Raw genomic sequence first — 23,916 nt, 5'->3', positions numbered from 1 at the left:
ACGATGGATCCACGCACCGAGATCCGGGAGTTCCTCAGCTCGCGTCGTGCCCGCATCGCACCCGAGCAGGCGGGCCTGCCCGCTTACGGCGGCAACCGCCGGGTCAAAGGTCTGCGCCGCGAGGAGGTCGCGCTCCTGGCGGGGGTATCGGTCGACTACTACGTGCGCATGGAGCGCGGCAGCCTCGCCGGTGCCTCCGACGGCGTACTTGAGGCTCTGGCCTCTGCCTTGCAGCTCGACGAAGCCGAGCGCGACCACCTGTTCCACCTCGCGCGCCGGTCCAGGGCGCCCCGCGGCCCACGCCGGCGCAGGCCTGCCGTGACGGTGCGCTCGACACTGCAGCAGGTGCTCGAAGCCATCTCCGATGCGCCGGCCTGGATCGGTAACGGCCGTTACGACGTGCTCGCCATGAATCAACTCGCCCGCGCGCTGTATTCACCGGTGCTGGCCGACCCGCGACGGCCCGCGAACACGGCGCGGTTCGTCTATCTGAACCCTGAGGCGGCCAGAGATTTCTTTGTCGATTACGACCAAGTTGCCGGTGCCGTGGCCGCGAAGCTACGCATGGAAGCCGGCCGCAATCCGCACGACGAGGAGCTGATCGCCCTGGTCGGCGAACTGTCCACGCGCAGTGAGCTATTTCGGCAGCGGTGGGCGTCGCAGGACGTGCGGCTGCACCGGTCCGGCCGCAAGCGTATGCACCATCCGATCGTGGGCCCACTCGACTTGGACGTCGAATCCCTGGAACTGCCCGCGGAACCCGGCCTGCACCTCAACATCTACACCGCCCCCGCAGGCACACCGACCGCCGACAAATTGGCGCTCCTGGCATCGTGGGCGGCCTCCCAACAGACGCTGGCGACCGAACTCGAACCACACAACGGATAGTCCAACCCCTTCAGCCGTACCGGGGTCCACCTCCCCGGCCAGCGCGGGCGGACCGCACCATCCGGCCAGCCGCACCACCGGCTCCAGCCCGCAGTACGCGATCAGGTTCGGATCATCGAACGCGGCTGGAGGGCCTGCCACACACGCGTATGCGCGGGCAGGCCCTCGGGGGACGGCGGTGGCGGTGTACCGACGCTCAGTCGGTCGACGCGTACGAGACGAACTCGGCCCAGGCGTCCGGGGCGAAGCCGAGTTCGGGGCCGGGGATGTTCTTGGAGTCGCGGACGTGGACGGTGTTGGGGGCAGCGGCGACCTCCACGCACGAGGGGCCGTCGTTCGAGCTGTAACTGCTCTTGAACCAGGTCAGGTCGGAAGGGATTCCGGCCGAGGGCTTGGCACTCATGTCTCTCCCAGCAGTTTCTCGATGAACATTCGCGAGAGCCGAGGCGTAAGTGCCTGGGCCCGGATCAGGCCGTACCGCATCTCAAGGATCTGGACTTCCTTGGGATCGCTGATCAGCCGACTGGTGAGCTGGACCTCGTTGAGCCCCACAGCCGTACCATCAGTCAGCTTAAACACCCGGTGAGAGCCTGCCAGTCCTGCGTGTTCTTCCGTCTCCATCGGCATGACCTGGATCTCGACATGCCTCAACATGCTCAGTTCTAGCAGGTGTTCGAGCTGTCGACGCAACACCATTTTGCCGCCCGTGGGGCGCCTGAGCGTGGCCTCTTCCTGCACGAAGGTCAGCAGCGGGGCGGGCCGACGCTCGAAGATCGCCTGCCGGGCCATCCGCGCGGCCACAAGACCTTCGACCTGTTCCTCGGTGAACGCCGGGCGCCGTTCCCCGTAGAGAGCGCGGGCATACGCCTCCGTCTGAAGCAGGCCATCGACCACATCGGTGTCGTACGAGCCCAACTCGACCGCATCGGCCTCCAACTTGGCCAGATCGCGAACCTTCTTCGGATACCGCGCCTCCGCGACATCCTTCTTCATCGCTGCGATCTTGCCCTTCGCACCCAGGGCTTCGTCCGTCCGGTCCAGGAACTCCGGTTTGGCGATCCGGGTACCGGCCTCCACCTTGTAGACCAGGTTCTCGCCGTACCCGATCGCCTCGCCCAGTTCCGCCGCGCGTAAGCCCGCCGTCTCACGCCAGAGCCGGATCTGCCTGCCGACCATGGCCATCACGGCACCCGACTCGTCCTCGGGATCGACCACCCAATCCGGCCCGTCCACCATGTCGTTGCCCGTCATGCGCCACCCGCCTCCACCCGTTCGCGGCGCTCCGGCGCTGTACGGCGTGGACAGGCCCGTACGACCGCTGGACAGTCACCGTCCGTATACGTGTCACTGCTTTTCAGCGTAGCGACGGACGGCCACGCTGAGTGACGTGAACCGAGAAATCACCCAACCGCGTGCACGCAGCGGACAGTTCGCCGTGCAGCTCTCCGCGACCCGTCGAGGCGCCCGGCTCGCCCGGCTGCTGACGACCGAACAGCTCCGCTCCTGGGGGCTGCCGCTGGACGATGCCAGACAGGTCATCGCTGAGCTGGCGTCGAACGCGGTGATGCACGGTTACGTACCGGGGCGCGACTTCCGCATCCTGCTGACGGTCACCGGGGACACGCTGCGCATCGAGGTGGCGGACGCACGCGGGGAGCGGCTGCCCCGGGTGCTGGATCGGTCCGAGGTGTACGAGTCCGGGCGGGGGCTCCTTCTCGTCGAGGCACTGGCCACGCGCTGGGGCGTCCGGCACGGCCCGTTCCCGCGCAAGACGGTCTGGGCGGAGCTCTCCCTCACCGGATCGTGACCACCGCGACCCGGTCGGCCGCGACGCGGTGGTCCGCGACCCGGCGGGCCGCGACGCAGCTGCCCACGACGCGGCTGCCCACGACGTAAAAGGCTTTTAAGTCCTTTGGGAAGAAGAAACTCTCCCAACCTAACCCCACCCAACCCATCCCGGTGGACCTCAGCAGGCCCCGCGCGCCCGCGGGGGCGCCCGTCACTCACACGGGTGAGGTTGGCCAACTGAGCTGGATTTCGCCCGGGTTGCCTGGCATATGCTCACGAAACCAACTTCAGACATGAGACGGCCCCCGCCGGGACAGCAATCCCGAGCGAGGGCCTGACCAAGAGGAAGCAGCAGATCTTCCCGATGGATATCCAGCAGAATATCGCGCCCTCGCGCGCCTCTTCAGGCGCCCGGTCCGGCCCCGGGTCCGGCGGGGTCCTCCACGTCAACGTGCGCCACACCAGTCACTTCACGGTCGTGGGCAACCATCTCGCCCAGCACCAGGAACTCTCACTGGTCGCGATCGGGCTCGCCGTACACATCCAGTCGCTGCCGGACGGGGCCAAGATCGGCATCAAGTTCCTGGTCGAGCGCTTCCCGGAGAGCGAGTACCGCATCGCCGAGGCCTTGCGGGAACTCGAAACCAAGGGCTACTTGAAGCGCACCCGCGAGCGCCTGGCCAGCGGCCGCGTGATCACGCGCTCGACGTCGTACAACCAGCCGTGCGAAGTGGCGGCGGACCCGCCGCCCACTCCTGCTCCTGCTCCTGCCCCGGCAGCGGCCCCGGTTGCGGCTGCGGCCCCGGCCCCGGTTGAGACTGTCCCACCGGCCTCCACGCCCACTCCCGCGCCCGTACCCGTCCCCGTCCCCGTCCCCGTCCCCCGGCCGCAGGAACCCACCCCGGACCTGCACCGACGGGCGTCGGCCATCCTGCTCGGGCTGCGGCGCGAGGCGCCCGTACTCGTCCTCTCGCAGAACGACATCCGCAGCCTCACGCCCGCCGTAGCGGCCTGGCTGGAACGCGACGCCGCCCCCGCCTCGATCACCCGGGCCCTGACGACGGACCTGCCCGTACCCCTGAAGTACCCGGCCAAGCTGCTGGCGCACCGGCTGAACGCACTGCTCCCCGCCCCGGTCCCGGCCGCTTACGTCCCCCCGCCCCCGGTACCGCTCCAGAACTGCGACGCCTGCGACCGCGCGTTCAGGGCGCCCGAGCCCGGCCGGTGCGGCGAGTGCCTCGCGGAGTTGTCCGTCACCGCGTGACCCGCGCCCTCAGCCGCTCTCGTCCCCGTACAGGAAAGCAAGGAACTCCCCGGAGTTCGAGGCCACTTGTACCCACACGGTGTCGTTCATGTACAGCACGCGCGGAGCGGTGGGCGACTCGCGGTAGTCGAGCACGACGGGCATGTCCGGGCCGAGATCCGCGATCGGGAGCGACCGTCGCGGAACGATTCCCTCGTTCCTCTCGTCGGCCGGGACCGGGGCGGGAAGCTCCCCGCGATGCACCAGGCCTTGTGAGTCCTCCGGCAACGGGCAACCCTTCACCGACTCCTGAAGACGCCCGGCCTCCCCGATCCAGCCATGACGCGTATGCGTCACGTTAGGTACGCGGGAGGCCCGACCCGCAGGGCCCAGAGCCCCTCGTCAGGCCCAAAGGTCGCCGGAACAAACAGGTCAGCGACTTGCTGGGGTCACTGCGGCTCCCGGCAGCCGGCTCCGTGCAGAATCTTGCGGGTGGGCGTGGTGGAGCCAGAAGCCCAGAGCCCAGGAATCCGTAGTGCGGAAAGGCCGGGCGGTCGGTGTGATCCATTTCGTTCTGCTCATCGTGTGCGCGGTGGCGATCTACCTGTCGTGCGAGTGGTTCGTCAACGCGGTGGAATGGCTGGGGCAGCGCCTCGACGTCGGAAAGATGGCGGTCGGGACGATCCTGGCCGCGTTCGGCACGGCACTGCCGGAGTCGGTCGTCACGCTGGTCGCGGTCACCACGGGCGCCGACGAGGAAGCCAAGAACATCGGCGTCGGCGCGGCAATGGGCGGCCCGCTCGCGCTGTCCACGATCGCCTACGGCGTGACCGGCGCGATGCTGTTCCTCAAGCGGCGCAGGGAGCATGTCCCCGACCCGGCCGACGGGGGTGACCGCGGCGGGGTACGGGCTCCGCTCGGGGACGAGAAGGACATGAAGCGGCTGGCCAAGGACCAGACCTGGTTCCTGCCGATCTTCGTGGTCAAGGTCGCGCTCGGGCTGGTGGCGTTCGCCGTCAAGCCGGTCCTCGGCGTGCTGTTCTTCGCCGCGTACGCCGTCTACTTCTGGCGCGAGATCCGCAGCGGCGACGACGGCGGGGAGGACGAGGAGCTGGAGCCGCTGAAGCTCCGTCCCCGGGCCGCCGTTCCGGAGACCTGGGCCGTCGTGGTCCAGACCCTGGCCACCCTCGCCGTCATCTTCTTCGCGTCCCAGCTGTTCGTGAGGCAGCTCGACGCGATCGGCCCGATGCTGGGGCTGTCGTCCGCCGTCACCGCGCTGCTGCTGTCGCCGGTCGCGACGGAGCTGCCCGAGGTCATGAACGCGATCATCTGGGTCCGGCAGGGGAAGACCCAGCTGGCGCTGGCGAACATCTCCGGCGCCATGATGATCCAGGCGACCGTCCCCAGCGGCCTGGGGCTGCTGTTCACCAGCTGGGAGTTCGACGGCGCCCTGCTCTGGTCCGGGGTGATCACCATGGCCGCGATCGTCTACCTGCTGCTGACGATGCGCGCCCACCGCCTCACCCCCGGGCGGCTGGCCGTGGCGGCGCTCTTCTACGCCGTCTTCGGGCTGGGGCTCGTCCCGATCCTGGCCTGACCCGCCCGCGGAACCGCCGTCAGGCCGCCGTCAGGCCGCAGTCAGGCCGTCTGAAGGCCGCCGTCAGGCCGCCGTGAGGCCGCCGTCAGGCCGTCTGAAGGCAGCCGTCAGCAGTCTTCGCGCGGCCCTCGGACGGCCCTCGGACGGCCCTCGGACGGCCCTCGGACGGCCCTCGGACGGCCCTCGGACGGCCCTCGGACGGCCCTCGGACGGCCCTCGGACGGCCTTCGGACCGCCTTCAGACGGCCTTCAGCTGGGTGAAGCGGAGGCGGTTGCCGAACGGGTCACGCAGGCCGCAGTCGATCCCGTAGTCGCGGTCGGTGGGCTCCTCGGTGAACTCGACGCCCTTGGCCAGCAGCGTCTCGTACGTCTTGCGGCAGTCGTCCGTGGTGAGGATGAGCCAGCCGCCCATCGCGCCCTTGGTCACCAGCTCGCGTACCTGCTCCGCGGTCTCCTCCGACATCGCGGGGGCGCCCGGCCGCTCCAGCAGGATCTGGCGCTCGGGGTGGCCGGGGACGCTGACGGCGAGCCAGCGCATGAAGCCCATGTCGACATCGGCGGCGACTTCGAGGCCGAGCTTGCCGACGTAGAAGTCGAGGGCCTGGTCCTGGTCGAGGACGTAGATCTGTGAGTGCGTGATCGCGTTGAACATGTGCTCAACGCTACGGGCGCCGGACCGGGAAAACTTATCCGGAACTGCTCGGTCGCACCGTCGTACCGTCGTACCCGCCCCCAACCGCTCAGTCGCTGGGCCTCGTCCACGCCATCGTGAAGCACGTGGGTACGCCCGTCGGCACGGATTCCTTGCGGTACGCCCTCGGCGAGCGGCCGACGATCGCGCTGAAGGTGCGGCTGAAGGTGCCGGTGCTGCCGAAGCCGACCTCGAAGCAGATGTCCGTCACGCTGCGGCCGGTCTCCCGCAGCAGGAACATCGCGCGCTCCACCCGGCGGCGCTGGAGGTAGCGGTGCGGCGTCTCACCGAACGTGTCCCGGAAGGTACGCGAGAAGTGCGCCGGGGAGACGTGCGCGATACGGGCCAGGGCGGGTACGTCCAGCGGCTGCGCGTAGGAACGGTCCATCGTGTCCCGGGCCCGGAGCATCCGGCGGTTCGACTCTTCTGCGGCGCGGCTCACCCCGCCATCACACCACGGGGGCGGGGCTCGGATCCCGGTACAGGAACTCGGCCGCTGTGGCGGCGATGACTCCGGTCACGACGGCCAGCGCGGGCACGTCCAGCTTCCAGTGCTGCCAGTACAGGGGCACATCCAGCCGCCGTCCCGGCGCCAGCTCCACGAGAGCGCCCGATCGCAGCAGCGGATCCGCCTGCGTCTCCGGGACCAGGCCCCAGCCGAGACCGGCGGCCACCGCGTCGCAGAACCCCTCCGACGTGGGCACGTAGTGACGCATCGGCCCGGCGCCCGGGGCACTGGGCGAGAGGGACCGGACGAAGCGGTCCTGCAGTTCGTCCCGGCGGTCGAAGACGATCACCGGCGCATCGGACAGCGAGCGCTCAAGAGGGGCCGTCGCCAGATGGCGTTCCGTGAACCGGGGGCTCGCCACCGGCAGATACCGGGCCAGGCCCAGCGGACGCACGACGCAGCCGGCGACCGGCTCCGCCGAGGAGGTCACCGCCGCCATCACCTGCCCCTCGCGCAACAGCATCGCGGTGTGCGCCTCGTCCTCGCGGTGCAGCTCGAAGCAGACCGGCTCGTCCTGCGGCACCCGCGTCAGCGCGGTGAGGAACCAGGTGGCCAGCGAGTCCGCGTTCACCGCTATCGGCAGCCGCGCCGGACCCGAGGCGTCCGCGATGCCCAGCTCCAGGTGCGCTTCCCGCTCCAGCGCGGCCAGTTGGCGCGCGTACCGCACCACCACCCGGCCGGACTCCGTCAGCCTGACCGGCTTCGTGCGCATCAGCAGCACGCGGCCGGTGCGCTGTTCCAAGGCCTTGATCCGCTGACTGACCGCGGACGGCGTCACATGCAGAACCGCGGCGGCGGCATCGAAAGTGCCCTCGGCCACGACGGCGAGCAGCGTGCGCATGTGGTCGGACGGAAGCTCGATCATCACAATCGCTAATCTTACCTAAGAAACTTTAGCTGTACTAATGGTTCCGCGCTCCCTAGCGTCGACTGCGTGAACAGCGACATCCTCCCGGTGGCCATCGCCGGATTCAGCACGGGCCTCTCCCTCATCGTCGCCATCGGCGCACAGAACGCCTTCGTCCTGCGCCAGGGCGTACGCAGGCAGGCCGTGCTCGCGGTGGTGGGCATCTGCGCCGCGTCCGACGCCGCCCTCATCGCCCTGGGAGTGGCCGGGCTGGGAACCGTGGTGACCACGTGGCCCAGCGTCCTGACCGCGGTCGGTCTGGCCGGTGGCGGCTACCTGCTGTGTTACGGCGCTCTGGCCGCCCGCCGCGCGCTGCGACCCGTCTCCGGGCAGGCGCTGACGACGGAGGGCGTCTCGACGGGCTCCATCCGTACAGCGGTGCTCACCTGCCTGGCCCTGACCTGGCTCAACCCGCACGTGTACCTGGACACCGTGCTGCTGCTCGGCTCGGTCGCCGCCGAACGCGGCTCGCTGCGCTGGGTCTTCGGTTTCGGAGCGATTCTGGCCAGTCTGGTCTGGTTCGCCGGCCTCGCCTACGGCGCCCGGCTGCTCAGCGGAATCCTCAACCGCCCCGCCGCCTGGCGGGTTCTGGACGCGCTCGTCGCGCTCACCATGCTCACGATGGGCGCCATGCTGCTGGCCCGCTCGGTCTGACGCACGCGGCGCACGGATTTCCGCGGCACGGCCGCCGTCAGGCCGCCGGGCGGCTCCTACGACCGCGTCGTGGCGCGCTTCCGTCAGAAGCTCCAGCCACTGCCGGACCTCTGGTCCGATCCCGACCCGCCACAGATCCCACCCACCCGTTATGCCCGCCCGTTATGCGGAAATCGACATGAAGCCCCCCACGTGACCGACCCCACCCTCCGCTCTGTTCGTATTCCCGCAACAATGAACCTGTGATCACTTCGCCGACACGGAGCACGAACCGACGCGCCGAGCACGCCGCGACGCCGTACGTCGACCTCTCCCGAGCGGAGTGGAGCGCACTGCGCGACAAGACGCCGCTGCCGCTGACCGCCGAGGAGGTGGAGCGGCTGCGCGGGCTCGGGGACGTCATCGACCTGGACGAGGTCCGCGACGTATACCTGCCGCTCTCCCGGCTCCTCAACCTGTACGTGCAGGCCACGTCCGGGCTGCGCGGCGCGCTGAACACCTTCCTCGGGGACGCGGGCAACGGGCAGGGGGCGCAGCGCGGCACCCCGTTCGTCATAGGGGTCGCGGGCAGTGTCGCCGTCGGCAAGTCCACCAGTGCCCGTCTCCTCCAGGCGCTGCTGGCCCGCTGGCCGGAGCACCCCCGGGTGGAGCGGGTGACCACCGACGGGTTCCTGCTGCCGATGAAGGAACTCCACGCACGCGGGCTGATGTCGCGCAAGGGGTTCCCGGAGTCCTACGACCGGCGCGCCCTGACCCGCTTCGTCGCGGACATCAAGGCGGGCAAGGACGAGGTGACCGCCCCCGTCTACTCGCACCTGATCTACGACATCGTGCCCGGTGAGCGGCTCACCGTCCGGCGTCCCGACATCCTCATCGTCGAGGGGCTGAACGTGCTCCAGCCCGCGCTCCCCGGCAAGGACGGCCGCACCAGGGTGGGGCTGGCGGACTACTTCGACTTCAGCGTGTACGTGGACGCCCGGCCGGAGGACATCGAGGCCTGGTACCTCAACCGCTTCCGCAAGCTGCGCGAGACGGCGTTCCAGGACCCGTCCTCGTACTTCCGCAAGTACACACAGGTCTCGGAGGCGGAGGCGCTGGAGTACGCGGCGACGATGTGGCGGACCATCAACAAGCCGAATCTGGTGGAGAACGTCGCGCCGACCCGGGGCCGTGCCACCCTGGTGCTCCGCAAGGGCCCCGACCACAAGGTCCAGCGGCTGTCCCTGCGCAAGCTCTGAGCCGCAGGACCCACCCGAGGAGCCCGTTGTGCTGCATCTGCGTCTGATCGTGCCCGCCGGCCGTACGGACGAGGTGACCGATCTGCTGGAGCGGACCGTCGGCACCGCCCATCTCGTCGTGCTGCCCGGCGTGGCCCGCGATCCGGTGGGCGACGTGGTGCTGTGCGATGTGGCCCGGGAGGCGGGCGACGAGCTGATCGGGGCGCTGCGGGAGCTCGGCCTCGACGAGCACGGCTCGATCACCGTCGAGAACATGGACCTGACGCTCTCCGCCCGCGCCGACCGGGCCGAGGAGGAGGCGCCGGGTGAGGGCGCGGACGCGGTGCTGTGGGAGGAGCTGACGGAGGCGACCCACGAGGAGTCGACGTTCAGCATCACCTACGTGGCGTTCCTCGCGGTGGCGACGATGCTCGCCGCCTGCGGTGTGATGCTCGACAACGCGATCCTGATCGTGGGCGCGATGGCGGTGGGCCCGGAGTTCGGTCCGCTGGCCGGGATCTCCACCGCGCTGGTGCAGCGGGCTCCGCGGCTGGTCTGGCGCTCGCTGCTGGCGCTGGTCGGCGGCTTCGCGGTGGCGATGGTGCTGACGGCCGGTTTCGCCTGGCTGATGGACGTCTTCGGGCTGTTCGACGCGGGGATGATCGAGGCGAAGCGGCCCAACACCGCGTTCATCTGGCAGCCCGACTGGATGTCATTCGTGGTCGCGTTCCTCGCGGGCATCGCCGGGACGCTCTCCCTCACCTCGGCCAAGTCCGGCGCGCTGATCGGGGTCGCGATCTCGGTGACGACCGTGCCGGCCGCGGCCAACGCGGCGGTGGCGTTCAGCTACAGCGACTACGGCCAGATGACCGGCTCCGTGCAGCAGCTGCTGGCGAACCTGGGCGGGATCGTGCTGGCGGGGACGCTGACGCTGCTGGCCCAGAAGGCCCTGTGGCGGGCGGCCCGCAACCGGGGTGCGAAGGTACGGCCCCCGGAGCGACAGGCCGCGGGCCGGCGCTCCGGGAGCTGAGGGCACCCCCCGGAGCCGGCCCCATGCCCCCCGGCTCCGCCCTTCAGCCCCGTCCCGCTGTCCGGCTATCCCAGCGCGGACTTCACCACGTCGGCCAGCCGGCCGGCCACCGCGCGTGCCTGCTCGATGTCGGCCGCCTCGACCATGACCCGTACCAGCGGCTCCGTGCCCGACTGGCGCAGCAGCACACGTCCGGTGGCGCCCAGCTCGCGCTCGGCCTCGGCGACGGCCACGGCCAGCTCCGAGGAGGTGGAGACCCGGGATTTGTCGACGTCCGGCACGTTGATGAGGACCTGCGGCAGGCGCTCCATCACACCCGCCAGCTCGGCGAGCGTACGGCCGGTGGCGGCGACCCGGGCCGCCAGCATCAGGCCGGTCAGCGTGCCGTCACCGGTCGTGGCGTGGTCCAGGACGATGACGTGGCCGGACTGCTCGCCGCCCAGGGCGTAGCCCTGGTCCTTCATCGACTCCAGCACGTAGCGGTCGCCCACCGCGGTCTGGACGAGCTCGATGCCCTCCCGCTCCATGGCGATCTTGAAGCCGAGGTTCGACATCACGGTGCCGACCACGGTGCCCTTGCGGAGCTGCCCGGCGTCGCGCATGGCGAGGGCGAGGACGGCCAGGATCTGGTCGCCGTCGATCTCCTCGCCCGCCGCGTCCACGGCCAGGCAGCGGTCGGCGTCACCGTCGTGCGCGATGCCGAGGTCGGCGCCGTGCTCGACGACGGCGGCCCGGAGCAGCTCCAGGTGCGTGGAGCCGCAGCCGTCGTTGATGTTCAGCCCGTCCGGCTCGGCGCCGATCGTGATGATCTCGGCCCCGGCGCGGGCGAACGCCTCCGGCGAGACGCGGGCCGCGGCGCCGTGCGCCTCGTCCAGTACGACCTTCAGGCCGTCGAGCCGGTTGGGCAGTACGCCGATGAGGTGAGCGACGTAACGGTCGAAGCCCTCGGCGTAGTCGCTGATGCGGCCCACCCCGGCGCCGGTGGGACGGGCCCACGGCTCGCCCGTGCGGTGCTGCTCGTAGACCGTCTCGATGCGGTCCTCCAGCTCGTCCGCGAGCTTGTGGCCGCCGCGGGCGAAGAACTTGATGCCGTTGTCCGGCATGGCGTTGTGGCTGGCGGAGAGCACGACACCGATGTCAGCGCCCAGCGCACCGGTGAGGTACGCCACGGCGGGGGTCGGCAGCACGCCGACGCGCAGGACGTCGACGCCCGCGCTGGCGAGGCCCGCCACCACGGCGGCCTCCAGGAACTCTCCGGAGGCACGGGGGTCTCTGCCGACCACGGCCGTCGGCCGGTGGCCCTCGAAGGTGCCCACCTCGCCCAGTACGTGCGCCGCAGCGACCGACAGGCCGAGCGCGAGCTCAGCCGTCAGGTCCGCATTGGCGACACCGCGCACGCCGTCCGTGCCGAAGAGTCGTCCCACTGGTGTCCTCCGAAGGTGCTCCGAAACGCAAAAAAACAGACCAGCCAGTCCACGAGCGCATGAACGTCTTATGCCGTTATATGCCCGAGGCTGTCAATAAACGAACGCCCCGGCAGCACGAGGTGTGCCGCCGGGGCGAACGTGTAACGCGGATGAGCAGGCGGTTTAGCGCTTGCTGTACTGCGGGGCCTTACGGGCCTTCTTGAGACCGGCCTTCTTGCGCTCGACCGCACGGTCGTCGCGGGAGAGGAAGCCGGCCTTCTTCAGCGTGGCGCGGTTGTTGTCCTCGTCCGCCTCGTTGAGCGAACGGGCGACACCGAGGCGCAGGGCTCCGGCCTGGCCGGAGACGCCGCCACCCGAGATACGGGCGATGACGTCGTAGCGGCCGTCGAGCTCAAGCACCTTGAAGGGCTCGTTGACTTCCTGCTGGTGCACCTTGTTGGGGAAGTAGTCCTCAAGGGTGCGACCGTTGATCTTCCACTTGCCGGTGCCCGGGATGATCCGGACGCGGGCGATGGCGTTCTTGCGACGGCCAAGGCCGGCCGCCGGCTGCGGGTCGCCGAAGCGGCCCACGAGCGACTCCGAGGTGTACTCGCCCTCGACGGGCACCTCGGACTCGAAGGTGGTCACCTCGGCGAAGGTCTCTTCGCCCTCGGTGACCTCGGTGCCCTCGACGGGCGTCTCTGCAGTGGTCTCGGCCACGATTCTCCTCAGATCTTTCTGTACGTCTTAGGGGGAGGCCGGAACTACTGCGCGACCTGGGTGATCTCGAACGGGACCGGCTGCTGGGCAGCGTGCGGGTGCTGGTCACCCGCGTAGACCTTGAGCTTCGAGATCATCTGGCGACCCAGAGTGTTCTTGGGGATCATGCCCTTGATGGCCTTCTCGACAGCCTTCTCGGGGTTCTTCGCGAGAAGCTCGTCGTAGCGCACGGAGCGCAGACCGCCCGGGAACCCGGAGTGGCGGTACGCCATCTTCTGGGTCTTCTTGTTGCCGGAGAGGTGAACCTTCTCGGCGTTGATGATGATGACGAAGTCGCCCATGTCCATGTGGGGGGCGTAGATCGCCTTGTGCTTGCCTCGGAGGAGGTTCGCAGCCGTGGTGGCCAGACGGCCCAGGACGATGTCCTCGGCGTCAATGATGTGCCACTGGCGAGTGACATCGCCGGGCTTGGGGCTGTACGTACGCACTTCGTAGCCTTCGCTTCTTCAGTGGATGGGGTCCAGACACACGGCACCTCTGAAGCGATATGCAGCTGGGGCTGACAATGCCGGGGACGCTGCCCGTATGCGAGCCACTGGTAACTGCTCCAGAGAACCTACGTAAGGGCCCTTCGCGTGAGAACGACGAAGCCAATACGTATAACAACGCCCGAGAGTACCTGCCACGCCCCCGACGGGTCAAAACGGTGCCCTCGGCCGGGGGCGCGGGGTCCTCGGGGCGCGGGGTTCCGTCCTCAATCGCCGGACGGGCTGTGGGTGCGGGGTGCTCCGCGTTGCGCGGGGGTGCGCCTTCCCGGTGGGTGGGGGTTCGGGGTCCCTCCGGGGCGTCTCCTCAAAAACTGGCGTGGCGACCGGAGACGTAGCGGGGGCCGGGTAGTACGCCATTTTTCTGCGGGGACGCCCCTGCACGCCCCCGAACCCGCCCGCCGCGCGTCTGCGACAGCACTTTCGCCGGTGTGCAGACGCGACTGATGCAGGGGTGGGGACGTGCAGGGGGGTCCCCGCAGGGAATGGCGTACGACCCGGGTCCCCCGCGTTGCCGGGTGAACACGCCATTCCCGAGGAGACACCCCGGAGGGGCACCACCCCCCACCCACCGGACCAGGCGCACCCCCGCACAGGCGAAGCACCCGCACCCCCCGGCCGAGGGCACGTCAGCGAGCCCGCGACACCCGACGCTCGTCCCAGACCGGCTCCGCCGTCTCCCGTACGACCCCGTCGGAGCCGAAGACCAGATACCGGTCGAAGGACTTCGCGAACCAGCGGTCGTGCGTGACGGCCATCACCGTGCCGTCGTACACCTCAAGACCGTCCTGGAGCGCCTCGGCCGACTCCAGGTCCAGGTTGTCCGTCGGCTCGTCCAGCAGCAGCGCCGTCGTACCGGCCAGCTCAAGGAGCAGGATCTGGAACCGGGCCTGCTGCCCGCCGGACAGCTTCTCGAACGGCTGGTCCCCCTGCCGCTCCAGCTCGTACCGCCGCAGCACCGACATCGCGCCGCCCCGGTCCTTGGCCTGCTCCGTCCACAGGATCTCGACGAGCGTCTTGCCGAGCAGCTCCGGATGGGCGTGGGTCTGCGCGAAGTGCCCGGCCACCACCCTCGCCCCGAGCTTCCACTCCCCCGTGTGCGCCACCGGCTCGCCGGCCAGCAGCCGCAGGAAGTGCGACTTGCCCGACCCGTTGGAGCCGAGGACGGCGACCCGTTCCCCGTAGAAGATCTCCAGGTCGAACGGCTTCATCAGGCCGGTCAGCTCCAGGTTCTTGCAGGTCACCGCCCGCATCCCGGTCCGGCCGCCGCGCAGCCGCATCCTGATGTCCTGCTCGCGGGGCGGCTCCGGCGGCGGGCCCGCGTCCTCGAACTTCTTGAACCGGGTCTGCATCGCGTGGTACCGGTTCGCCATGTCGGGGCTGTTCGCCGCCTGCTGCCGCATCCGCAGGACGAGTGCCTTCAGCCGGGCGTGCTCCTCCTCCCAGCGCCTCAGCAGCTCCTCGAAGCGCGCGAACCGCTCCTTGCGGGCCTGGTGGTACGTGGCGAAGCCGCCGCCGTGCACCCAGACGTCGCTGCCGGCCGCACTGGGCTCCACGCTGACGATCTTCTCGGCGGCCCGGGACAGCAGCTCCCGGTCGTGGGAGACGAAGAGGACCGTCTTGCGGGTCTCCTTCAGTTTCTCCTCCAGCCAGCGCTTTCCGGGGACGTCCAGATAGTTGTCCGGCTCGTCGAGGAGCAGCACCTCGTCGGGCCCGCGCAGCAGCGCCTCCAGGACCAGCCGCTTCTGCTCACCGCCGGAGAGCGTGCGCACCTCGCGCCACTGCGCCTTCTCGTACGGGACGCCGAGCGCCGCCGTCGTGCACATGTCCCAGACGGTCTCGGCCTCGTACCCGCGCGCCTCCGCCCAGTCGCTGAGCGCCTGCGCGTACGCCATCTGCGCGGCCTCGTCGTCCACGGTGAGGATCTTCTCCTCGGCCCGGTCGACGGCCTGCGCGGCCTCGCGGATACGGGGCTGGGCGACGGAGACCAGCAGGTCGCGCACGGTGCGCTCGTCGCGTACCGAGCCGACGAACTGCTGCATCACGCCGAGCCCGCCGCTCACCGAGACCGAGCCGCCGTGCGGCTGGAGCTCACCGGCGAGCAGCCGCAGCAGCGTGGTCTTCCCGGCGCCGTTCGCCCCGACGAGGGCGACCACCGCGCCGTCCGCCAGACGGAACGAAGCATCGCCGAGCAGCACCCGCCCGTCCGGTAGGTAGTACTCCAGATGGCCTGCTTCAAGATGTCCCATACACAGCATTGTCACGGCCCGCGAAGCTCTGGCCCAACCGGTTTCTGTTCCGTCTAGGATTCGCGGCATGAGCTTTGGGCAAGGGGGGCCCTCCTGGGGGCCAGGGGAGAGCGGTACTCCGGACTGGTCGGCTCTGGCCGATCAGTCCGCGGCGCGGACCAGGCGCAAGAGGTGGCTGATGATCGGCGGGGGCGCGCTGGCCACCGCCGCCGTCGCCGCGATCGTGGCGACGGCGGTCATCAAGACCGACAAGGACGGCACCGGGGCTTCCGGGGGCAAGGACGCGAGCCAGCTGCCGTCGGCGACGGACCTGCCGAGCCAGACGGCCGAGCCGGAGCCGTCCTTCTCCGCGGTGCAGCCGCCGCCACCGCCGGACCCGAAGGACTACATATCCGACGTGAAGAAGGACCGGGCTCCCGTCAGCGCGGACGCCTTCTTCCCCGGCAAGCAGCTCAAGATGGGCGACCGCGTCTACGCCAAGGGCGCCACGAACCGGACGACGAAGTGCGCCGCCACCACGCAGGGCACACTCGGCTCGATCCTCGTCAACAACGGCTGTGACCAGGTCATCCGGGCCACCTACAGCCGCAGCGGCGTGGCGGTGACGATCGGGCTGGCGGTCTTCGAGACCGAGGCCCAGGCCAAGAAGACCGCCCAGCAGGCCACCGGCGGCATCGCGTCACTGAGCGGCTCGGGCGTTCCGACCTTCTGCCGAGGCGGCGCCATCTGCCGCCGTACGGCCAACTCCTACGGCCGGTACGCCTACTTCACGATCGGCGGCTTCACCAACGGCAGGAGCGTCACCAAGGCCGACAGCAACGTGTTCGCGGTGGGGAACGACCTGACGGACTTCACGTTCCGCCAGATCCGCCACCGCGGCGAGGTCCAGGCCTCGGCCGCGGCCACCGCCCCCACCACCTGACCCGCCGCCCGGGGCCGGCCGCTCAGCAGCAGCCGGCCCCCGGCAGCGTCCGCACGTTACGGGCCTCGACAGCCCGCGCGGCCAGCAACTCATCGGCCGGGTAGGCCACTTCCTCCAGCGTCAGCCCGTGCGGCCGCACCACGTGCACGCCGGGGTCGCGCACCCGGGCCGCCAGTACCTCGGCCGGCCAGGCGGCCGGGCGCCGCCCGTCCCCCACGAACAGGGCGGCGCCGATCAGCGCCCGCACCATGTTGTGGCAGAACGCGTCGGCCTGCACCGTCGCCGTCATGACCCCGGACGCCTCGTCCCGTACCCAACGCAGCTGCTGCAGGGTCCGGATGGTCGTGGCGCCCTCGCGCTTCTTGCAGTACGCGGCGAAGTCGTGCTCGCCGGTCATCAGCGCCGCCGCCTCGTTCATGGCGTCGATGTCCAACGGCCGGTCGTGCCACAGGACATGACCCCGGATCAGCGGATCGACCCCGCCCGGCCGGTCCGCCACCCGGTACGCGTACCTGCGCCACAGCGCCGAGAAGCGCGCGTTGAACCCCGCCGGCGCCTCCTCGATCCGCATGATCCGCACATCGGGCGCCATCCGCCCGGCCATCCGCCGCAGCAGCTTGTCCGCGTGCTCGGCCCACACCCCGGCCGGCAGGTCCACGTGCGCGACCTGGCCGCGGGCGTGCACCCCGGCATCCGTGCGCCCGGCCACGGTCAGGTCGTACGTCCGGGAGGAGCGGGTCACGGTGCGCAGGGCATCCTCGATCTCCCCCTGGACGGTGCGCCGGCTCGTCTGCTTCGCCCAGCCGGAGAAGTCCTTGCCGTCGTAGGCCAGGTCCAGCCGCACCCGTACGAAACCGGGCTCCACCACGTCACTCACACCAGCGGTCCTTTCAAGATCCGTACACAGCGGAACGGGCCCGCACCGCCCCGAAGGGTGATGCGGGCCCGTCCAGAGGTCTCAGAACGCTCAGGCGTCCTTGGACTCCTCGTCGGCAGCGGCCGGCTTGGCGTCCTCGACGGACTCGACCGGGGTCTCGTCCTTCTTGGCCGCGTCTTCCTTGACCGCACGCTTCGTGGCGGCCTCGGCCTCACCGGTGGCAGCCTGCGCCACGGTCAGGGCCTCGACCAGCTCGATGACGGCCATCGGGGCGTTGTCGCCACGACGGTTGCCGATCTTGGTGATACGGGTGTAACCACCGGGGCGGTTCTCGTACCGCGGGGCGATCTCGGTGAAGAGCGTGTGGACGATGCCCTTGTCCGTGATCGACTGCAGCACCAGGCGACGGTTGTGGATGTCGCCCTTCTTCGCCTTGGTGATGAAACGCTCGGCGACCGGACGCAGGCGGCGGGCCTTGGCCTCGGTCGTGGTGATGCGGCCGTGCTCGAACAGCGACTTCGCGAGGTTGTTGAGAAGAAGCTTCTCGTGCGCAGCGCTGCCGCCCAGACGGGCGCCCTTGGCGGGCTGAGGCATGGTATTTCTCCTTGTGTGCTGCACCGGCCGTATCAGGTACCGGTGTCAGTTCCCGCGCGGCGGTCGCCACGCGGAAGTCTTACGAGCCTTACGGCTGTCATCGGACATCAGCCCGAAATCCAAGCCGTCCGGCCCTTGAGGACAAAGCCCTCGCGTACGAGCCAAAACCAAGCCCGTCCGGCGCTTGAGGACAAAGCCCTCGCCCGGTCCGGGGCGCGCAGCACAACCACGCACCCCAGCCGGAGGCGACTCAGTACTGCTCGGTCTCCACGAAACCGGCATCCGCGTCGTCGTCCGCGCCGAACGCGTCCGCCGCGGCGGTCGGGTCGAAGCCGGGAGGCGAGTCCTTCAGCGCCAGGCCCATACCGGCCAGCTTCGCCTTGACCTCGTCGATCGACTTCGCACCGAAGTTGCGGATGTCGAGCAGGTCCGCCTCGGAGCGGGCCACGAGCTCGCCCACCGAGTGGATGCCCTCGCGCTTGAGGCAGTTGTACGAGCGGACCGTGAGCTCCAGCTCCTCGATCGGCAGCGCCAGATCGGCAGCGAGCGCGGCGTCCGTCGGGGACGGGCCCATGTCGATGCCCTCGGCGTCGATGTTGAGCTCGCGCGCCAGACCGAACAGCTCGACCAGGGTCTTACCGGCCGACGCCATGGCGTCACGGGGACGCATGGCCTGCTTGGTCTCGACGTCGACGATCAGCTTGTCGAAGTCGGTGCGCTGCTCGACACGGGTCGCCTCGACCTTGTACGTGACCTTGAGCACCGGCGAGTAGATGGAGTCGACCGGAATCCGGCCGATCTCCTGGCCCACCTGCTTGTTCTGGACGGCGGAGACGTAGCCGCGACCGCGCTCGACGGTCAGCTCCATCTCCAGCTTGCCCTTGCCGTTCAGGGTGGCCATGACGAGGTCCGGGTTGTGGACCTCGACACCGGCCGGCGGGGCGATGTCGGCAGCGGTGACCAGGCCGGGACCCTGCTTGCGCAGGTACATCACGACCGGCTCGTCGTGCTCGGAGGAGACGACCAGCTGCTTGATGTTGAGGATGAGGTCGGTGACGTCCTCCTTGACACCCGGCACGGTGGTGAACTCGTGCAGAACGCCGTCGATCCGGATGCTGGTGACAGCGGCGCCCGGGATCGAGGAGAGGAGCGTACGGCGAAGAGAGTTACCGAGCGTGTAGCCGAAACCCGGCTCCAGCGGCTCGATGACGAACCGCGAGCGGAACTCGTCAACGACCTCTTCGGTCAGCGACGGACGCTGAGCGATAAGCATGTGTGAATCCTTCAGTCGTGGGCGACCACTATTTGACGCCCGACAGATGAAACAAGGATACGGGCGGCACACCCCCGTAGGGGGCATACCGCCCGTACCCACGCTACTGACGCACGGCCGTCACCGGCCGTGACGGATCAGACGCGGCGACGCTTCGGCGGACGGCAGCCGTTGTGCGGCGTCGGGGTGACGTCCTGGATCGAACCGACCTCAAGGCCCGTGGCCTGGAGGGAGCGGATCGCGGTCTCGCGGCCGGAGCCCGGACCCTTCACGAAGACGTCGACCTTGCGCATGCCGTGCTCCTGCGCGCGGCGGGCGGCCGACTCGGCGGCCATCTGCGCGGCGAAGGGGGTGGACTTGCGCGAGCCCTTGAAGCCGACGTGGCCGGCGGAGGCCCAGGAGATCACGTTGCCCGAGGGGTCCGTGATCGAGACGATGGTGTTGTTGAACGTGCTCTTGATGTGCGCGTGGCCGTGAGCGACGTTCTTCTTTTCCTTGCGACGCACCTTCTTGGCTGCGCCCTGACGACCCTTGGGGGGCATGTCTTTACTCCAGATGGAGAGGGGAGGTGATCGGTCCTACAGCGAAGACCGCTGGATGCTGCGGATGCCCGGGGAACCGGACGTTCGCAGTGCGTCCGCTGAGGACTACTTCTTGCCCGGCTTCTTCTTACCGGCGATCGCGCGACGCGGGCCCTTGCGGGTACGCGCGTTCGTGCTGGTGCGCTGACCGTGCACCGGCAGACCACGGCGGTGACGAATGCCCTGGTAGCAGCCGATCTCGATCTTCCGGCGGATGTCGCCCTGGATCTCGCGGCGGAGGTCACCCTCGGTGCGGAGGTTGGCGTCCACGTACTCGCGGATCTTGACCAGGTCTTCCTCGGCCAGGTCACGAACGCGGGTGTTCGGGTTCACGCCGGTGGTGGCGAGGATCTCCTTGGACCGGGTGCGCCCGATACCGAAGACGTAGGTGAGGGCAACCTCCACGCGCTTTTCGCGCGGGATGTCAACACCTGAAACGCGTGCCATTCAATGGCTCCAGTTGTTATTTCGGGGGTCTTCCGCAGTGCCGCTCCCGACCGCCGACCGCTCACTCGGAGCCGGTGGTACGCCCGGGTCTCCGGCCCCCGCCGGAGGTGTCGTCAGCCGTGGCTTGGACGGGCACTGCGTATGTACGTTTACGTGCGTCGCGCGAAGTCTGCGAGATGCAGGGGGTCGTGCGTCAGCCCTGGCGCTGCTTGTGGCGCAGGTTGTCGCAGATGACCATGACCCGACCGTGACGGCGGATCACCTTGCACTTGTCGCAGATCTTCTTGACGCTCGGCTTGACCTTCATGGGATGTCAGGTTCTCCGGGTCAGTGCCAGCACCCCGCCGCAGCGGGATGTGGGCAAGATCTACTTGTAGCGGTAGACGATCCGGCCACGCGTCAGGTCGTACGGGGAGAGCTCCACGACGACCCGGTCATCGGGAAGGATTCGGATGTAGTGCATCCGCATCTTCCCGCTGATGTGCGCGAGGACCTTGTGACCGTTCTGGAGCTCCACCCTGAACATGGCGTTAGGGAGAGACTCGATCACGGTGCCCTCAATTTCGATGGCACCTTGCTTCTTGGCCACGCTTCGCCTTTCGAATCGGCTACCTTGATCGGCTCCGTGCCTTCGTGTGCGCACATACGGGCACACTGATGCACGAGAGCCGACGAGTCAGTCTACGTCAGCGGACCCCAAAAGACGAATCCGTCAAGTTTGCCCCGCGCCGGAGATCCTTAGACCTCCTGGTGGGCCTCAATCACCCCAGCGGGTCGGGTGCCGCCTCGATGCCGTACTGCGCGAGCTTCTCGCGGCCGCAGTCCGGTGCGGTGAGCACCAGCGGGCCCTGCTCCGTGAGGGCGATGGAGTGCTCCCAGTGGGAGGACCAGCTGCCGTCGGGGGTGATGACGGTCCACTCGTCCTCCAGCACCTCGGTACGGGCCGTCCCGAGGGACACCATCGGCTCGATGGCCAGGCAGACACCGGGGACCAGCTTGATGCCCTTGCCGCGCTTGCGGGCGACGTAGTTCAGCAGGTGCGGGTCCATGTGCATCTCGGTGCCGATGCCGTGGCCGCCGTAGTCCTCGACGATCCCGTACTTGCCGGTCGACGGGCGGGGCTGGCGGCGGATGTAGGACTCGATCGCCTTCGAGATGTCGACCAGGCGGTTGTTCACCTTCATCGCGGCGATGCCGGCCCACATCGACTCCTCGGTCACCCGGGACAGCTCGATGAGCTCCGGAGCGTGACCGGTGCCGACGAAGGCCGTGTACGCGGCGTCGCCGTGCCAGCCGTCGATGATCGCGCCGGCGTCGATGGAGATGATGTCGCCGTCCTTGAGGACGGTCTTCTCGTCCGGGATGCCGTGGACGACGACCTCGTTGACCGAGGTGCAGATCGTCGCGGGGAATCCGCCGTACCCGAGGAAGTTCGACTTCGCACCGTGCTCGTCGATCACCTTGCGGGCGACCTGGTCCAGGTCCAGCGTGGTGGCACCGGGAACGGCGGCCTCTCGGGTGGCCGCGTGAATGGCAGCGACCACCAGCCCCGCCTCACGCATCTTCGCGATCTGCTCGGGGGTCTTGATCTGCACCATTGCGCGGCGCCTTTCTGCATGGATGACGGTGCCGGGGGCGGCCCTGCGGGGCCGGCCCCGCTGGGTCCACGATACGGCCGCAAACAGTCGGCCGCGGCGTCCATGGACGCCGCGGCCGACTGCACAAGTACTACGGGTTCTACGGCTTCGCTGTCAGCCCTCGTCGGACTTCTTCAGCGCCTCCATGGCCCGGTCGGTCACATCGGTGACCTTGCCGAGCGCGGAGATGGTGACCACCAGGTCCTGAGCCCTGTAGTAGTCGATGATCGGCTCGGTCTGCGTGTGGTAGACCTCCAGCCGGGTGCGGACCGTCTCTTCGCTGTCGTCGTCGCGCTGGTACAGCTCGCCGCCGCAGGTGTCGCAGACACCCTCGGTCTTCGGCGGGTTGTACGTCACGTGGAACACGTGCGCGCTCTCGTTGCGGCAGATGCGACGGCCCGCGATCCGCTTCACGACCTCGTCCTCGGGGACTTCGAGATCGAGAACCGCGTCCAGCTTTACGCCCTCGTCCTTGAGCATCACATCAAGAGCCTCGGCCTGGCCCACGTTGCGCGGGAAGCCGTCGAGCAGGAAGCCGTTGACCGCGTCCGACTGGGACATCCGGTCCTTGGCCATCCCGATCGTGACCTCGTCCGGCACCAGCTGGCCCGCGTCCATGTAGGCGCGGGCCTGCTTGCCAAGGGCGGTGCCCTGGCTGATGTTGGCGCGGAAGAGGTCGCCCGTGGAGATGTGCGGAATCGACAGGTTCTTGGCAAGGTACGCAGCCTGCGTTCCCTTGCCGGCACCCGGCGGGCCGACGAGGACGATTCGCATCAGCGGAGGAACCCTTCGTAATTGCGCTGCTGGAGCTGACTCTCAATCTGCTTCACGGTTTCCAGACCCACACCCACGATGATGAGGATGCTCGTCCCGCCGAACGGGAAGTTCTGGTTAGCGCCACCGAAGCCTGCCAACGCCATCGTTGGCACCAGAGCGATCAGACCCAGGTACAGCGAGCCCGGCCAAGTGATCCTGTTGAGCACGTAGCTCAGGTACTCGGCAGTAGGTCGACCAGCCCGGATACCCGGGATGAAGCCACCATACTTCTTCATGTTGTCCGCGACTTCCTCGGGGTTGAACGAAATCGCCACATAGAAGAAGGCGAAGAAGACGATCAACAGGAAGTAGGCGGTGATGTAGTACGGGTGGTCGCCCTTGACGAAGTGGTCCTTGATCCAGGTCGCCCAAGCCGCTTGGGAGTTGGAGAACTGGACGATCAGGGCCGGGATGTAGAGCAGCGAAGAAGCGAAGATGACGGGGATCACACCCGCCTGGTTCACCTTCAGCGGGATATAGGTGGACGTACCACCGTAGGACCTGCGGCCGATCATCCGCTTCGCGTACTGGACCGGAATGCGGCGCTGGGCCTGCTCGACGAAGACCACGAGGGCCACCATCACGAAGCCGATCAGGATGACGGTGCCGAACTCGATCCAGCCGTCCGCGAGCTTGCCGCTCGTCTTGATGGCCCACAGGGCGCCGGGGAAGCTGGCGGCGATCGAGATGAACATCAGGATCGACATGCCGTTGCCGATGCCGCGGTCGGTGATCAGCTCACCGAGCCACATGACGGCGGCGGTGCCGGCGGTCATCGTGATGACCATCGTGATGGTCGTGAACAGCGACTGGTTCGGGACGATCTGGTCGGCGACCGGGCAGCCGCTGAAGAGCGCTCCGCTGCGTGCGGTGGCCACCAGGCCGGTGCCCTGGAGGATGGCGAGCGCGACCGTCAGATAACGCGTGTACTGCGTGATCTTGGCCTGGCCGGACTGCCCCTCCTTCTTGAGCGCCTCTAGTCGGGGAATCACCACGGTCAGCAGCTGAAGAATGATGCTGGCCGTGATGTACGGCATGATGCCGAGCGCGAAGATCGTGATCTGCAGCAGTGCACCACCGCTGAACATGTTCACCAGGCCGAAGAGGCTGTTATTGCCCTTGCTTGCCTGATCAACACAGGTCTGGACGTTCTCGTAGCTCACCCCCGGGACCGGGATATGCGCCCCGAGCCGGTAGAGCACGATGATGCCGAGCGTGAAGAACAGCTTCTTGCGCAGGTCGGGCGTCTTGAACGCCCGGGCGAACGCGGTGAGCACGGTGCCTCCTGCGACCCCCGCGCAATGCGTAGAGGTGACGGTCTTGAGG

General features: G+C 68.8%; 28 protein-coding genes. 8 read left to right on the top strand and 20 right to left on the bottom strand.

What is annotated here, in order from left to right; translation table 11 throughout:
* The first annotated feature begins 3 nt into the window (after positions 1 to 3).
* Complete coding sequence (locus ACIP89_RS10685) at positions 4 to 888, top strand: helix-turn-helix transcriptional regulator (RefSeq protein ID WP_402114248.1); 885 nt, start codon at positions 4 to 6, stop codon at positions 886 to 888.
* A 196-nt stretch (positions 889 to 1,084) separates the two neighbouring features.
* On the opposite strand, the gene ACIP89_RS10680 is transcribed toward ACIP89_RS10685, so the two are convergent.
* Both ACIP89_RS10680 and ACIP89_RS10675 read right to left on the bottom strand, forming a co-directional pair.
* Complete coding sequence (locus ACIP89_RS10680; protein WP_401923493.1) at positions 1,085 to 1,291, bottom strand: DUF397 domain-containing protein; 207 nt, start codon at positions 1,289 to 1,291, stop codon at positions 1,085 to 1,087.
* Positions 1,288 to 2,139 carry a helix-turn-helix domain-containing protein gene (locus ACIP89_RS10675; protein WP_402114245.1) on the bottom strand — a complete coding sequence of 284 codons (852 nt, stop codon included), beginning with the start codon at positions 2,137 to 2,139 and terminating at the stop codon, positions 1,288 to 1,290. Before ACIP89_RS10675 ends, ACIP89_RS10680 begins: the two co-directional genes overlap by 4 nt.
* A 136-nt stretch (positions 2,140 to 2,275) precedes the next feature.
* On the opposite strand from ACIP89_RS10675, the gene ACIP89_RS10670 reads away from it, so the two are divergent.
* Both ACIP89_RS10670 and ACIP89_RS10665 read left to right on the top strand, forming a co-directional pair.
* Entirely contained in the window at positions 2,276 to 2,695 is a 420-nt protein-coding gene (locus tag ACIP89_RS10670) for an ATP-binding protein (protein ID WP_402114243.1), read from the top strand.
* A gap of 345 nt (positions 2,696 to 3,040) precedes the next feature.
* On the top strand, positions 3,041 to 3,940 hold the full coding sequence (locus ACIP89_RS10665) for a helix-turn-helix domain-containing protein (protein WP_402114240.1): 900 nt from the start codon (positions 3,041 to 3,043) through the stop codon (positions 3,938 to 3,940).
* Between the two features lie 9 nt (positions 3,941 to 3,949).
* On the opposite strand, the gene ACIP89_RS10660 is transcribed toward ACIP89_RS10665, so the two are convergent.
* Positions 3,950 to 4,183 carry a hypothetical protein gene (locus ACIP89_RS10660; protein WP_402114238.1) on the bottom strand — a complete coding sequence of 78 codons (234 nt, stop codon included), beginning with the start codon at positions 4,181 to 4,183 and terminating at the stop codon, positions 3,950 to 3,952.
* A gap of 295 nt (positions 4,184 to 4,478) precedes the next feature.
* Between ACIP89_RS10660 and ACIP89_RS10655 the strand changes: the two genes are divergently transcribed.
* Entirely contained in the window at positions 4,479 to 5,516 is a 1,038-nt protein-coding gene (locus ACIP89_RS10655; RefSeq protein ID WP_402114235.1) for a sodium:calcium antiporter, read from the top strand.
* 238 nt (positions 5,517 to 5,754) lie between these two features.
* Here ACIP89_RS10655 and ACIP89_RS10650 read toward each other — a convergent pair whose 3' ends face one another.
* The 3 genes from ACIP89_RS10650 to ACIP89_RS10640 all read right to left on the bottom strand — a co-directional run bounded on the left by ACIP89_RS10650 (position 5,755) and on the right by ACIP89_RS10640 (position 7,580).
* A complete protein-coding gene (locus ACIP89_RS10650) occupies positions 5,755 to 6,168 on the bottom strand; it encodes a VOC family protein (protein WP_401923482.1) in 414 nt (137 codons plus the stop codon).
* An 88-nt stretch (positions 6,169 to 6,256) separates the two neighbouring features.
* Positions 6,257 to 6,649 (bottom strand): helix-turn-helix domain-containing protein, encoded by a 393-nt coding sequence (locus tag ACIP89_RS10645; protein ID WP_401923480.1) that lies wholly within the window; start codon positions 6,647 to 6,649, stop codon positions 6,257 to 6,259.
* 7 nt (positions 6,650 to 6,656) lie between these two features.
* Positions 6,657 to 7,580, bottom strand: coding sequence for a LysR family transcriptional regulator ArgP (locus tag ACIP89_RS10640; RefSeq protein WP_401923477.1), 924 nt, complete (start codon positions 7,578 to 7,580; stop codon positions 6,657 to 6,659).
* A gap of 69 nt (positions 7,581 to 7,649) precedes the next feature.
* Between ACIP89_RS10640 and ACIP89_RS10635 the strand changes: the two genes are divergently transcribed.
* The 3 genes from ACIP89_RS10635 (at position 7,650) to ACIP89_RS10625 (ending at position 10,523) form a co-directional block, all read left to right on the top strand.
* A complete protein-coding gene (locus ACIP89_RS10635; protein ID WP_402114233.1) occupies positions 7,650 to 8,276 on the top strand; it encodes a LysE/ArgO family amino acid transporter in 627 nt (208 codons plus the stop codon).
* A 242-nt stretch (positions 8,277 to 8,518) separates the two neighbouring features.
* The gene (coaA, locus tag ACIP89_RS10630) at positions 8,519 to 9,514 is read left to right on the top strand and encodes a type I pantothenate kinase (RefSeq protein WP_401923470.1); all 996 of its coding nucleotides are present in this window, start codon (positions 8,519 to 8,521) and stop codon (positions 9,512 to 9,514) included.
* Positions 9,515 to 9,542: 28 nt separating this feature from the next.
* Positions 9,543 to 10,523, top strand: a complete 981-nt coding sequence (locus ACIP89_RS10625; protein WP_402114231.1) for a DUF389 domain-containing protein — start codon at positions 9,543 to 9,545, stop codon at positions 10,521 to 10,523.
* A gap of 65 nt (positions 10,524 to 10,588) precedes the next feature.
* Here the strand turns inward: ACIP89_RS10625 and glmM are convergent, their stop codons facing one another.
* From glmM to ACIP89_RS10605, 4 genes are all read right to left on the bottom strand, one after another.
* Positions 10,589 to 11,947, bottom strand: a complete 1,359-nt coding sequence (glmM, locus tag ACIP89_RS10620; RefSeq protein ID WP_401923464.1) for a phosphoglucosamine mutase — start codon at positions 11,945 to 11,947, stop codon at positions 10,589 to 10,591.
* A 165-nt stretch (positions 11,948 to 12,112) separates the two neighbouring features.
* On the bottom strand, positions 12,113 to 12,649 hold the full coding sequence (gene rpsI, locus ACIP89_RS10615) for a 30S ribosomal protein S9 (protein ID WP_024490228.1): 537 nt from the start codon (positions 12,647 to 12,649) through the stop codon (positions 12,113 to 12,115).
* A gap of 44 nt (positions 12,650 to 12,693) precedes the next feature.
* On the bottom strand, positions 12,694 to 13,137 hold the full coding sequence (gene rplM, locus ACIP89_RS10610) for a 50S ribosomal protein L13 (protein ID WP_024490227.1): 444 nt from the start codon (positions 13,135 to 13,137) through the stop codon (positions 12,694 to 12,696).
* 686 nt (positions 13,138 to 13,823) lie between these two features.
* Positions 13,824 to 15,443: an ABC-F family ATP-binding cassette domain-containing protein gene (locus ACIP89_RS10605; protein WP_402114228.1), complete on the bottom strand. Its 1,620-nt coding sequence runs from the start codon at positions 15,441 to 15,443 to the stop codon at positions 13,824 to 13,826.
* A 67-nt stretch (positions 15,444 to 15,510) separates the two neighbouring features.
* Between ACIP89_RS10605 and ACIP89_RS10600 the strand changes: the two genes are divergently transcribed.
* Positions 15,511 to 16,365 carry a hypothetical protein gene (locus tag ACIP89_RS10600; RefSeq protein ID WP_402114225.1) on the top strand — a complete coding sequence of 285 codons (855 nt, stop codon included), beginning with the start codon at positions 15,511 to 15,513 and terminating at the stop codon, positions 16,363 to 16,365.
* Between the two features lie 22 nt (positions 16,366 to 16,387).
* On the opposite strand, the gene truA is transcribed toward ACIP89_RS10600, so the two are convergent.
* The 10 genes from truA to secY form a co-directional block, all read right to left on the bottom strand.
* Positions 16,388 to 17,242, bottom strand: a complete 855-nt coding sequence (gene truA / locus ACIP89_RS10595; protein WP_401923457.1) for a tRNA pseudouridine(38-40) synthase TruA — start codon at positions 17,240 to 17,242, stop codon at positions 16,388 to 16,390.
* A 90-nt stretch (positions 17,243 to 17,332) separates the two neighbouring features.
* Positions 17,333 to 17,836, bottom strand: a complete 504-nt coding sequence (gene rplQ, locus ACIP89_RS10590; protein WP_073732672.1) for a 50S ribosomal protein L17 — start codon at positions 17,834 to 17,836, stop codon at positions 17,333 to 17,335.
* Between the two features lie 250 nt (positions 17,837 to 18,086).
* Positions 18,087 to 19,109, bottom strand: coding sequence for a DNA-directed RNA polymerase subunit alpha (locus ACIP89_RS10585; protein WP_024491600.1), 1,023 nt, complete (start codon positions 19,107 to 19,109; stop codon positions 18,087 to 18,089).
* Between the two features lie 137 nt (positions 19,110 to 19,246).
* A complete protein-coding gene (rpsK, locus tag ACIP89_RS10580; RefSeq protein ID WP_003956432.1) occupies positions 19,247 to 19,651 on the bottom strand; it encodes a 30S ribosomal protein S11 in 405 nt (134 codons plus the stop codon).
* A gap of 105 nt (positions 19,652 to 19,756) precedes the next feature.
* Positions 19,757 to 20,137, bottom strand: a complete 381-nt coding sequence (gene rpsM, locus ACIP89_RS10575; protein WP_014047799.1) for a 30S ribosomal protein S13 — start codon at positions 20,135 to 20,137, stop codon at positions 19,757 to 19,759.
* A gap of 193 nt (positions 20,138 to 20,330) precedes the next feature.
* Complete coding sequence (rpmJ, locus tag ACIP89_RS10570; RefSeq protein WP_003956441.1) at positions 20,331 to 20,444, bottom strand: 50S ribosomal protein L36; 114 nt, start codon at positions 20,442 to 20,444, stop codon at positions 20,331 to 20,333.
* Positions 20,445 to 20,504: 60 nt separating this feature from the next.
* Complete coding sequence (infA, locus tag ACIP89_RS10565) at positions 20,505 to 20,726, bottom strand: translation initiation factor IF-1 (protein WP_014047798.1); 222 nt, start codon at positions 20,724 to 20,726, stop codon at positions 20,505 to 20,507.
* 172 nt (positions 20,727 to 20,898) lie between these two features.
* A complete protein-coding gene (gene map / locus ACIP89_RS10560; protein WP_371776646.1) occupies positions 20,899 to 21,735 on the bottom strand; it encodes a type I methionyl aminopeptidase in 837 nt (278 codons plus the stop codon).
* Between the two features lie 153 nt (positions 21,736 to 21,888).
* On the bottom strand, positions 21,889 to 22,548 hold the full coding sequence (locus tag ACIP89_RS10555; RefSeq protein WP_401923452.1) for an adenylate kinase: 660 nt from the start codon (positions 22,546 to 22,548) through the stop codon (positions 21,889 to 21,891).
* A complete protein-coding gene (secY, locus tag ACIP89_RS10550; RefSeq protein ID WP_024491597.1) occupies positions 22,548 to 23,867 on the bottom strand; it encodes a preprotein translocase subunit SecY in 1,320 nt (439 codons plus the stop codon). The genes ACIP89_RS10555 and secY overlap by 1 nt, the downstream gene beginning before the upstream one ends.
* Positions 23,868 to 23,916 lie beyond the last annotated feature (49 nt).

It is taken from the genome of Streptomyces sp. NPDC088730, from assembly GCF_044751215.1.
Lineage (GTDB): Bacteria > Actinomycetota > Actinomycetes > Streptomycetales > Streptomycetaceae > Streptomyces.
This window is presented reverse-complemented; position numbering and strand designations above follow the sequence as displayed.

Excerpts from the sequence above, each read along its gene's own strand:
- ACIP89_RS10680 (WP_401923493.1), bottom strand. The coding sequence starts at position 1,291 with ATGAGTGCCAAGCCCTCGGCCGGAATCCCTTCCGACCTGACCTGGTTC.
- ACIP89_RS10685 (WP_402114248.1), top strand. The coding sequence starts at position 4 with ATGGATCCACGCACCGAGATCCGGGAGTTCCTCAGCTCGCGTCGTGCC.
- rpsK (WP_003956432.1), bottom strand. The coding sequence starts at position 19,651 with ATGCCCCCCAAGGGTCGTCAGGGCGCAGCCAAGAAGGTGCGTCGCAAG.
- map (WP_371776646.1), bottom strand. The coding sequence starts at position 21,735 with ATGGTGCAGATCAAGACCCCCGAGCAGATCGCGAAGATGCGTGAGGCG.
- rpmJ (WP_003956441.1), bottom strand. The coding sequence starts at position 20,444 with ATGAAGGTCAAGCCGAGCGTCAAGAAGATCTGCGACAAGTGCAAGGTG.
- ACIP89_RS10585 (WP_024491600.1), bottom strand. The coding sequence starts at position 19,109 with ATGCTTATCGCTCAGCGTCCGTCGCTGACCGAAGAGGTCGTTGACGAG.
- ACIP89_RS10600 (WP_402114225.1), top strand. The coding sequence starts at position 15,511 with ATGAGCTTTGGGCAAGGGGGGCCCTCCTGGGGGCCAGGGGAGAGCGGT.
- ACIP89_RS10605 (WP_402114228.1), bottom strand. The coding sequence starts at position 15,443 with ATGGGACATCTTGAAGCAGGCCATCTGGAGTACTACCTACCGGACGGG.
- ACIP89_RS10650 (WP_401923482.1), bottom strand. The coding sequence starts at position 6,168 with ATGTTCAACGCGATCACGCACTCACAGATCTACGTCCTCGACCAGGAC.
- ACIP89_RS10555 (WP_401923452.1), bottom strand. The coding sequence starts at position 22,548 with ATGCGAATCGTCCTCGTCGGCCCGCCGGGTGCCGGCAAGGGAACGCAG.
- ACIP89_RS10665 (WP_402114240.1), top strand. The coding sequence starts at position 3,041 with ATGGATATCCAGCAGAATATCGCGCCCTCGCGCGCCTCTTCAGGCGCC.
- ACIP89_RS10675 (WP_402114245.1), bottom strand. The coding sequence starts at position 2,139 with ATGACGGGCAACGACATGGTGGACGGGCCGGATTGGGTGGTCGATCCC.
- ACIP89_RS10640 (WP_401923477.1), bottom strand. The coding sequence starts at position 7,580 with ATGATCGAGCTTCCGTCCGACCACATGCGCACGCTGCTCGCCGTCGTG.
- rplQ (WP_073732672.1), bottom strand. The coding sequence starts at position 17,836 with ATGCCTCAGCCCGCCAAGGGCGCCCGTCTGGGCGGCAGCGCTGCGCAC.
- rpsM (WP_014047799.1), bottom strand. The coding sequence starts at position 20,137 with ATGGCACGCGTTTCAGGTGTTGACATCCCGCGCGAAAAGCGCGTGGAG.